This is a genomic window from uncultured Gimesia sp. (genome assembly GCF_963972345.1).
Classification (GTDB): Bacteria; Planctomycetota; Planctomycetia; order Planctomycetales; family Planctomycetaceae; genus Gimesia.
On the sequence record NZ_CAXAVM010000310.1, the window covers coordinates 1 to 4,627 of the forward strand.

The following is a 4,627-nucleotide window of genomic DNA, read 5'->3' on the forward strand; positions in this document are numbered from 1 at the left end:
AATCACCGCGATAGTGACATACGAATACTAAAAAGTTGTGGGTAATTGAAAGTTTCGTGAGACGGTTACATTATTTCAATCGACTAGACATTCCAAAACAAGACGGTCCAATTCTATCCATGCATCTTCTAACTGCTGTGCTATTTTATCACTTTTTTCCGGGTAGCTCTCATATGAATTTCGAACAATCATTGGAGCAGAATAAAGATAAATCATTAACTCTCTATCAATGACAGAACTTCCCTGAAGAGATTTAGCGAGTTCAATCAAAGCCATTCGCAACTGTTGGTACTCTTCATCATCAAAATTCAGATGTGTTCGGACTTTATCTACAAAAGAATTTGAGAGAATACGCTCTTTGAGTTCAATTAACATATAACAATCTTATTTTGGTAAAAAGAAACGAATTGCATCTGCTGGAATATCTCCATAAATCAATATTTCTTCATGGAATGCTGCTGCATACCTTGTAAACGGAGTTTTTAGATGTTCAGCTGCTTTAGCTAATGTAGAAACATCAAGAATATTTTCAGGTGATATTTTAGATAAATCAATTTCGATAATTGAGTTTGCTGGTCTTCTTCCACCACGAGTCGCAAAATAGTTTGCGGACTCTTCACGAAAAGTCGCGGATGTCCAAGGGTCTCTGCTATGAGTAGTTCCTCCTACATGTTGGGTAGGTGTTGTCCTATGTGCAGGAAGTGGTTTTGTGATTCCTTTACCAGCACGAATCGCGTCTGCTTGCTCTGAAGTTACTGCCCTTAAACAGGTCCTACCATTATGTACCAGCACACCAGAGTCAGCAACGAAGTAGGTGTGTTTGACCTGAACTTCGAGGTTGTATACCGGTTCCGGGGGGCCGCGAGCGGTGATGTTAGTGATACGGGCGATGCCGTTCAGGGTTTGCAGTCTCTCGCCGACAGTCAGGCTGTCGGCCCGGACGAAGGCTTCCCGATCAACACTCCAGATGGGGTGATTGGGTGTCGTGCCGATCGGTTTTAATTCATCCTCAACCGAGATATCCAGTGTCTGAGCGGCTTCGTGCTGGAACGTGCCGGTGACGATCTGGAAACCAGGGCCAGGGTTCGCGGCTATGGGGGGGCAATTCGCGATCGCAAGAACCTGCGCATTTCCGTCGATGCCACATTCGGGGACGGAAATATAAATGGTCTCTCCCACAGCAGCATGATGCAGACTTAACCAGAGATCCGGACGCAGGAGTTGTACGCGGGCCTTTGTGCCGTCCAGTTTTGGAGACATTAAGGGGTCAGGACTCTTATTAATTGAGTCCTGACCCCTTTTTTATTAGGAAGCCTGATCTTCACGCTCGATTTCAAAATGTCGCACCGCTGTATCATTCAGGGCACGCGTCGCAATCGCCACTGTCAGTCCTGCCACCAGCATGCCGACCAGTCCGATCCCGATGCTCACGACTCTCCCGATCACCGTCTCGGGAGTGATATCACCATAGCCAATCGTCAATCCGGTGATGCAGGTAAAGTAGAGCGCATCGCCGAATTCAATGTTCTCATACTTCCAGATCAGGATCGCTCCCAGCAGGAGAATCAGCAGCAACGCGAAAAAGATCTCCTGAATGTAAGATGCATATCGCCTGAACGCAGAGAGAAATTCGAGGAACAGAGGCAGACGCTTTTCGATCATGTGTCTTAGCATGGGGCACTTTTCATTTTGCAAGTATGAGAAAGAGAATCACAGACAGGCAAAAGTCTGACTGACGCTGATGGGAATTCGATCCGGATGACGTGTTGTAGAGATAAGATATGTTCCTGCCCCCTCTCCAGCAAGCTTACCCAAACAACTCAAGTTCAGAACAAGGTCGTTGAGTTCTCAGCGTCAATCAGTGCTGCGACCTGCCTTCACGTATTGCTTCAACAGCGCGTGCATCTGTTTGACTTTCTCGGGATGTTTGTCTGCAACATCGGTCGACTCGGCAATGTCCTGATCCAGGTCGTACAGTTGAAACGTCACCGGAACACGCTCGTTTAGAACTTCTTCAATGGTTTTCGGTCCCTTGATCATCAGCTTGTCAGATCCCTGGCGAACGGCGAAGGTGCCGTTGTGGTGATTGTGGATGATCGCTTTGTGAAAGGAAACGGGCCGTGCTGCGCCTGTGAGCGCCGGATAGAAACTGACGCCATCTTCAGCAGTGTTGCTGTCTAACTTGACGTTCAATATCTCCGCCAGCGTGGGCAGGACATCGTTGAAGACAATCGTTGTCGAACACCGTTCACCCGGCTTGATTTTATCAGGCCAGCGGACAAGAAACGGCACGCGGTGACCGCCCTCTTCGAGGCCTCCCTTCCAGCCACGGCAGTCGCCGGTACTGTCGTGTCCGTAAATTTGCGTATCACCCCGTACCCAGCGCTGCGGATAGCCGCGCGTCCGATCCACGGGGCCGTTATCGCTGGTGAAGAATAACAGCGTGTTGTCTGCGATGTCCAGTTCGTCGAGTTTACTGAGCAGTCTGCCGACGTGGTGATCGAGTTCAACGATGAAATCTCCGTACGTACCTGCCTTGCTCTTGCCGACGAATTCCTGGTTGGGAACAATCGGATTGTGGGGCGTCGTCATCGCATAATACAGGAAGAACGGCTGATCGGGTTTCGTACGAACCGCGGTCTCAACAAACTCGCACGCCTTGTGCGAAAGCGTCGGCACCAGGCGATCCATCGTATACCCCTCAGCAATGATGTTATCATCCCGGCCAAACCATTCGCCGTGTATTTTCTTCGCCTGCTTCGTCGTAAGCGTGGGAATCACGGTGACCCGATTGTTCTCGATGAACGCTGCCGGGTTCATCTCCGCGGAACCGGCGGTGCCGAACGAGTAGGCGAAGCCATAATCTTTCGGTCCCTTTAATGCGGGGAAAGCGAAGTCAATGTTTTTGAAGTTCTGGTAATTGGGATCGACGCGAATCTGTTCCCGCTCGCTTTCGTCATGCAGTTTCCAGTCGAGCCCCTGATGCCACTTGCCCACCAGTCCGGTCTGATAACCGGCGTCCTGCATCAGATTCGCAACCGTCTTGCGTCCCGGTTCAATCAGTGTGCCGGCGAAGTTAGCGAGGTTGCCCCCCGATCCCAGCCGGGTCCGCCACATGTAGCGACCGGTGAGCAGACCATAGCGGGAAGGCACACAATACGAGCCCGCGGCATGCGCGTCGGTAAACACCAGACTCTGCCGCGCCAGTTTGTCCAGATGGGGAGTCGGTATGCGGCTCTGTCTGTTGAGCGCCGTCACATCCCCCAGCCCCATGTCATCGGCGAGAATGATTACGACGTTGGGCCGAGGTGACTGATCCGCCACAGCTGGTGCGGGCGATGCAGAGAATAACAACAGTGTGAAATTAAAGGCCAGGATAACAAAGGGACTTCGCATCATGTTTTCCTCAGAAGCGACTCTTTGCAGGGAATGAATTGATATCGTGATGTTCTTTTAAGCTACCGGAAACGGAAGGAAATATACAGTTCAAGCAGTCTGTCTGCAAAAATCCAGGAGAATCGATTCTGATCTGTCGAGATCGGCGATCCTATGGTTTACCAGACAGGATTTCGCTCGCTTGGATCTGGCAGCTTTTTTGTGTTCTCTATCATTCGCCCTGTTTGCAATGGCTTCATTGCAGCAATACAATTCAAAGTACGTGCGGCGGGGTTGCGTTCCGGAAGCCGCACTCGACCTTTCCTCTCTTTCACAACAAGGACCAACACTATGGCCGCCACCAATGGAATGCTCGACCCGGAAGACACCGTCATGCTGCTGATTGATCATCAGAGTGGACTGTTCAATACGGTCAGGGATATCCCCATTCCCGATTTGCGGAATTATGTGATTGCTCTGGCGAAGACTGCTTCGCTGCTGAAGATCCCGGTCATCACAACCGCCTCCGTGCCAGACGGCCCCAATGGGCCCCTGATCCCGGAAATCGACAAGTACGCTCCCCATGCGCAATATGTTCCGAGAACGGGGCAGATCAACGCGTGGGACAATCCTCCGTTTGTGGAAGCGATCGAACAGACCGGACGAAAGACACTGATCATTGCGGGCACATTGACGAGTGTCTGCATGGCGTTTCCTGCCGTCAGCGCAGTTCAGGCAGGCTACAAGGCGTATTGTGTCGTCGATGCTTCCGGCAATTGGAGCAAAATGGCAACCGATATCACCATCGCCCGCGTCGCCCAGGCGGGAGCAATTCCGACAGATACGTTCGCCATCGTCGGCGAACTGATGCGAACCTGGAACCGGGCGGAAGGCTCACAGTTTGCCGAAATTCTTTCAGACCATATTTGTCCGGAATACAAATGCCTGATCGAAAGCTTCACAAAAGCGCAGGCGGTGGTCAACGCTGGCCCTGAGACGAAGATGGACAAGTTCCAATAGGCGAGATTTACAGGTGAGGCGAGAACTAAGGGGTCTGGTCTCGTTGTTTCAGGATCTGACCTCTGTTGCTTTTACTGGAGTCCGCTTCATCCTGTTGGGACTCAGCCGCAATTGGATCTACTGTAGGATCAATGGTTTTATCCGCATGCATTTTCTGGCCCAGTTCCTTGAGTTCTTCGACCGTTTTTGCGCGCCGGGCCTGTTCGGCTTTTTGCTGTTTTACGGCGGGGTC

Annotated in this window: 6 protein-coding genes; 1 reads left to right on the forward strand and 5 read right to left on the reverse strand. The window is 51.1% G+C overall.

Features of this window, described 5'->3' with window-relative positions; genetic code table 11:
- Positions 1–75: 75 nt before the first annotated feature.
- The 4 genes from AACZ40_RS28175 to AACZ40_RS28190 form a co-directional block, all read right to left on the reverse strand.
- Complete coding sequence (locus tag AACZ40_RS28175) at positions 76–375, reverse strand: hypothetical protein (protein WP_339676900.1); 300 nt, start codon at positions 373–375, stop codon at positions 76–78.
- 9 nt (positions 376–384) lie between these two features.
- A complete protein-coding gene (locus AACZ40_RS28180) occupies positions 385–1,260 on the reverse strand; it encodes a polymorphic toxin-type HINT domain-containing protein (RefSeq protein WP_339676903.1) in 876 nt (291 codons plus the stop codon).
- A 45-nt stretch (positions 1,261–1,305) separates the two neighbouring features.
- Entirely contained in the window at positions 1,306–1,674 is a 369-nt protein-coding gene (locus AACZ40_RS28185; protein ID WP_339676905.1) for a potassium channel family protein, read from the reverse strand.
- Between the two features lie 180 nt (positions 1,675–1,854).
- Positions 1,855–3,399 (reverse strand): arylsulfatase, encoded by a 1,545-nt coding sequence (locus AACZ40_RS28190; protein WP_339676908.1) that lies wholly within the window; start codon positions 3,397–3,399, stop codon positions 1,855–1,857.
- Between the two features lie 327 nt (positions 3,400–3,726).
- On the opposite strand from AACZ40_RS28190, the gene AACZ40_RS28195 reads away from it, so the two are divergent.
- A complete protein-coding gene (locus AACZ40_RS28195; RefSeq protein ID WP_339676911.1) occupies positions 3,727–4,395 on the forward strand; it encodes an isochorismatase family protein in 669 nt (222 codons plus the stop codon).
- 25 nt (positions 4,396–4,420) lie between these two features.
- Here the strand turns inward: AACZ40_RS28195 and AACZ40_RS28200 are convergent.
- Positions 4,421–4,627 (reverse strand): hypothetical protein (locus tag AACZ40_RS28200; RefSeq protein ID WP_339676914.1); only part of this gene is annotated, 207 nt, incomplete at its 5' end.